The organism is Frateuria sp. (genome assembly GCF_013362045.1).
Lineage (GTDB): Bacteria > Pseudomonadota > Gammaproteobacteria > Xanthomonadales > Rhodanobacteraceae > Frateuria_A.
The window spans coordinates 1-4,461 of record NZ_JABFWW010000065.1; the positions used below are offsets into that span (position 1 = coordinate 1).

At 68.0% G+C, this 4,461-nt stretch carries 5 protein-coding genes; all 5 read right to left on the bottom strand.

Annotated features, from left to right (window positions below; all coding sequences use genetic code 11):
- Window positions 1-268: 268 nt before the first annotated feature.
- Window positions 269-502: a hypothetical protein gene (locus tag HOQ08_RS03285; RefSeq protein ID WP_291191576.1), complete on the bottom strand. Its 234-nt coding sequence runs from the start codon at window positions 500-502 to the stop codon at window positions 269-271.
- Between the two features lie 76 nt (window positions 503-578).
- Window positions 579-1,565: a fumarylacetoacetate hydrolase family protein gene (locus HOQ08_RS03290; RefSeq protein ID WP_291191580.1), complete on the bottom strand. Its 987-nt coding sequence runs from the start codon at window positions 1,563-1,565 to the stop codon at window positions 579-581.
- A 20-nt stretch (window positions 1,566-1,585) separates the two neighbouring features.
- Window positions 1,586-2,893 (bottom strand): homogentisate 1,2-dioxygenase, encoded by a 1,308-nt coding sequence (hmgA, locus tag HOQ08_RS03295; RefSeq protein WP_291191584.1) that lies wholly within the window; start codon window positions 2,891-2,893, stop codon window positions 1,586-1,588.
- Window positions 2,890-3,303: a DUF559 domain-containing protein gene (locus HOQ08_RS03300; protein ID WP_291191587.1), complete on the bottom strand. Its 414-nt coding sequence runs from the start codon at window positions 3,301-3,303 to the stop codon at window positions 2,890-2,892. The genes hmgA and HOQ08_RS03300 overlap by 4 nt, the downstream gene beginning before the upstream one ends.
- Window positions 3,304-3,355: 52 nt before the next feature.
- A complete protein-coding gene (gene hppD / locus HOQ08_RS03305) occupies window positions 3,356-4,450 on the bottom strand; it encodes a 4-hydroxyphenylpyruvate dioxygenase (protein WP_291191589.1) in 1,095 nt (364 codons plus the stop codon).
- Between the last annotated feature and the right edge of the window lie 11 nt (window positions 4,451-4,461).

Sequence of the window (4,461 nt, forward strand, 5' to 3'; positions counted from 1 at the left end):
GGCGGCGCGTCGGGTAGCTGGTGCAGCGGGGGCCGCGGTGTCGTAGCGCTCGTTCAGCGCCGGATCGAAGGCGGGTGCGGCAAGGGTATGGCTCATGGAGCCAGTGTGCCGGGCCGATGGCTCGTGCCCTTGACCGCGATCAAGGTGGAGAGGTGCCCGGGCGGAAAAGGTCACGGGTCCGCACCCGCTTATCCGCCCGCGTGCGCCTCCGCGGAGCCGGCAGGCGCCATGCATCGGGCGCAGGGACGGCGGCTTGCCACGGGACGACTCAGCCGCGCGGCAGGCCTGGCAGGTAGGCACGTGCCGCCATCAGGTCGACCGCATCGAGCCTGGCGTCGCTCCAGGCCACCTGCCCTCCTCCGTGGCAGGAGGCGCAAAGGTTGTGCGGCAGCGAACGCTCGGCATGGACCCGACCACCCGGCCCGGGTGCGGCCGCATGGACGATCAGGGCCAGCAGCGGGACCGCAGCGGCTGCGGCGAGGAAAGGCAACGGATGCGGCATGGCGGCAAGCTCCCTGGGACGACGAGCGGCCGGCCGCCCGGACCACCCAGGCGCCTGTGCGCCCGGGCGGCACCGATCATGCCGACAGTGGCGTGACGGTTTGCTCGATGGCGCCGAAGATCGTGGCGCCGGCGGCGTCGGTGACCTCGATGCGCAGGCTGTCGCCGAACTTCAGGAAAGGCGTGCTCGGCTTGCCATCGCGCAGGGTCTCCACCGTGCGCTGCTCGGCCAGGCAGGAGGCGCCCTTGCCGGTGTCCTGGTTGGCGATGGTGCCGGAGCCGACGATGGTGCCGGCGGTAAGCGGGCGCGTCTTGGCCGCGTGCGCCACCAGCTGGGCAAAGCTGAACTGCATGTCCACGCCGCATTCGGCCTCGCCGAACCACTGGCCGTTGAGCCAGGTGCGCATCGGCAGGTGCAGCTTGTCGCCGCTCCATGCCTCGCCCAGCTCGTCGGGCGTGACCAGCACCGGCGAGAGCGCCGAGCGCGGCTTGCTCTGCAGGAAACCGAAGCCCTTGGCCAGCTCGTTGGGAATCAGCCCGCGCAGCGAGACGTCGTTGACCAGGCCGACCAGCTGGATGTGCTCCGACGCCTGCGCCGGCGTGGCCGCCATCGGCACGTCGTCGGTGACCACGACGACCTCGGCCTCCAGGTCGATGCCGTAGTCCTCGCTCGGCACCACCACCGGGTCGCGCGGGCCCAGGAAGCCGGCGCTGGTGGCCTGGTACATCAGCGGATCGATGTAGAAGCTCGCCGGCACCTCGGCGCCGCGCGCGCGGCGCACGCGCTCGACGTGCGGCAGGTAGGCCGAGCCGTCGACGAACTCGTAGGCGCGCGGCAGCGGCGCGGCCAGTGCTGCCATGTCCAGCGCGAAAGCCCCCGCGGCACGGCCGGCGTTGAGTTCGTCGGACAGCGCGTTGAGCCGCGGCGCCGCATTGGACCAGTCGTCCAGCGCGGCCTGCAGCGTCGGGGCGATGCCGCTGGCCCTGACCGCGCGCTTCAGGTCGCGGCTGACCACGATCAGCGTGCCGTCGCGGCCGCCTTCCTTGAGACTTGCGAGCTTCATGGGTTTCTCCTGCGAAAGGGTCAGGCCTTGGGCGGTGCGAAGTGGCGCGCGACGCCCTGCCAGCACTGGTAGTAATTCTGCTGCAGCCGCGGCGAGGCCAGCGCCTGGCGCGTGGGTCGGATCACCCTGCGCGTCTCGAACATGAAGGCCATCGTGCCGCTGATGACGTCAGGCCTGGAAAGGTCGGCGGCGGACGCCTTCTCGAAAGTGGCCGCATCCGGCCCGTGCCCGCTCATGCAGTTGTGCAGCGAGGCGCCGCCGGGCATGAAGCCCTCGGCCTTGGCGTCGTACACGCCGGCGATCAGGCCCATGAACTCGCTCGCCACGTTGCGGTGGAACCACGGCGGCCGGAAGGTGTGCTGCGCCACCAGCCAGCGCGGCGGGAAAATCGCCAGGTCCACGTTCGCCGTGCCGGGCGTATCGCTGGGCGAGGTCAGCACGGTGAAGATCGACGGATCGGGATGGTCGTAGCTGATCGAGCCGATTGTGTTGAAGCGGCGCAGGTCGTACTTGTACGGCGCGTAGTTGCCATGCCAGCCGACCACGTCCAGCGGCGAGTGGTCGATCTTCGCTTCCCACAATGTGCCCTGGAATTTGGCGACCAGGCGGAAATCGCCTTCGACGTCCTCGTAGGCCGCACAGGGCGTGAGGAAGTCGCGCGCGTTGGCCAGGCAGTTCGAGCCGATGGGCCCGAGCTCGGGCAGCCGCAGCAGCGCGCCGAAGTTCTCGCAGACGTAGCCGCGCGCCTCGCCGTCCGGCAGCTCGACGCGGAAGCGCAGGCCGCGCGGAATCACCGCGATCTCCTGCGGCTCGAGCTCGATGACGCCCAGTTCCGTGGCAATGCGCAGGCGGCCCTGCTGCGGCACGATCAGCAGCTCGCCGTCGGCGTCGTAGAAGAAGCGCCCCTGCATCGAGCGGTTGGCCGCGTAGAGGTGAATGCCGATCCCCGCCTGCTCGGCCGGGCCGCCGTTGCCGGCGAGGGTGACCAGGCCATCGACGAAGTCGGCCGGCTGCTGCGGCATCGGCAGCGGATCCCAGCGCAACTGGTTGGGCGTGGCCGGCGCTTCGTCGAAGCGGTTGTGGAAGCGCTCGTGCGCCAGCGCCTCGAACGGCTCGTGCACCGCCGCCGGACGGATGCGGTAGAGCCAGCTGCGGCGGTTGGCGTGCCGCGGCGCGGTGAAGGCGGTGCCGGAGAGCTGCTCGGCGTAAAGCCCGTGGGCAACGCGCTGGGGCGAGTTCTGGCCCGCGGGGAGGGTGCCTTCGATCGCCTCGGTGGCGAATTCGTTGGCGAATCCGGATTGGTAACCGCTCGATTGCATGGCACTCATTGCTCTTCGCTCTTGAGCCCCTCTCCCTCCGGGAGAGGGGTTGGGGTGAGGGTCCGGTCGTGCGCGGCGCGGAGGATTGCCTCGATCACCGCTTCCATTTGCTGCAGGACTTCGTTGTCCCAGAAGCGCAGTACCTCGAGTCCCCTTGCCTTGAAGAAACGGGTACGCTCGCGGTCCATCTGATCGTCATGCTGCGAGCCGTCCAACTCAATGACCAGCTTGCAGGCCGCACAATAAAAATCGGCCACATAGGGCGGGATGGGATGCTGCCGGCGAAACTTCAAGCCGTCTAGGCGAGCGGCGCGCAAGCGATACCACAAGGCCTGTTCCGCATCCGTGCGCGACTGTCGTAGCGACTTGGCATGATTGCGCGTCCGTGTCGGCAGCGGCGGGTTGATGCGTCCTGGCATGCCCGTACCCTCTCCCCAACCCCTCTCCCGGAGGAAGAGGGGCTCAAAAGCCTCAGAGCACCCCGCGCTTCATCTGATCCCGTTCGATGCTCTCGAACAGCGCCTGGAAGTTGCCCTCGCCGAAACCCTCGTTGCCCTTGCGCTGGATGATCTCGAAGAAGATCGGCCCGATGGCGTTCTGCGTGAAGATCTGCAGCAGCTTGCGCTGCTTGGTCTCCGGGTCGGCGTCGATCAGGATCTTGTTCTTCGCCAGCCGCGGCACGTCCTCGCCGTGGTTGGGGATACGCAGGTCGATCACGTCGAAATAGGTGTCGGGCGTGTCCAGGAACTCGACGCCCTGCGCGCGCATCTTCTCCACCGTCGCATAGATGTCGTCGGTGAAGCAGGCGATGTGCTGGATGCCCTCGCCGTGGTAGGCGTCCAGGTACTCGTTGATCTGGCTCTTGGGGTCGCTCGACTCGTTGAGCGGGATGCGCACGATGCCGTCCGGCGCGGTCATCGCCTTGGACACCAGGCCGGTCTTGGCGCCCTTGATGTCGAAGTAGCGGATCTCGCGGAAGTTGAACAGTCGCTCGTAGTAGTCCGACCACTTCTGCATGTTGCCGAAGTAGAGGTTGTGCGTGAGGTGGTCGATGAAGGTGAGGCCGAAACCCTTGGGGTTCTGGTCGGCGCCCTCGACCGGCGCGTAATCGCCGTCATAGACGTCGCCCTTGGTGCCGTAGCGGTCGACCAGGTAGAGCATGCAATCGCCGATGCCCTTGACCACCGGCGCGCTCACCGCGCGGCTTTCCGCCTTGTGATCGATCGCCTCGCCGCCATTGGCCAGTACCTTCCGACAAACCTCGTCGGCAGGCTTTTCGAAGCGGATCGCGAAACCGCAGGCGCAGGGGCCGTGCTTGGCCGCGAAGTCGGCGGCGAAGGAATCGGGGTCCTCGTTGACCAGGAAGTTCACGCCGTTCTGGCGGTACACCGTGATCGCGCGCGACTTGTGCCGGAGCACGGCGGTAAAGCCCATCTTGCGGAACAGCGCATGCAGCTCGGTGCCACGGCCGGCCGGCGCGGCGAACTCGACGAACTCGAAGCCGTCGATGCCCATCGGGTTCTCGAAGGTGGTCACCTGCATGCCGAGGTTCGGTTGGGCGTTCATGGCGCTCTCCT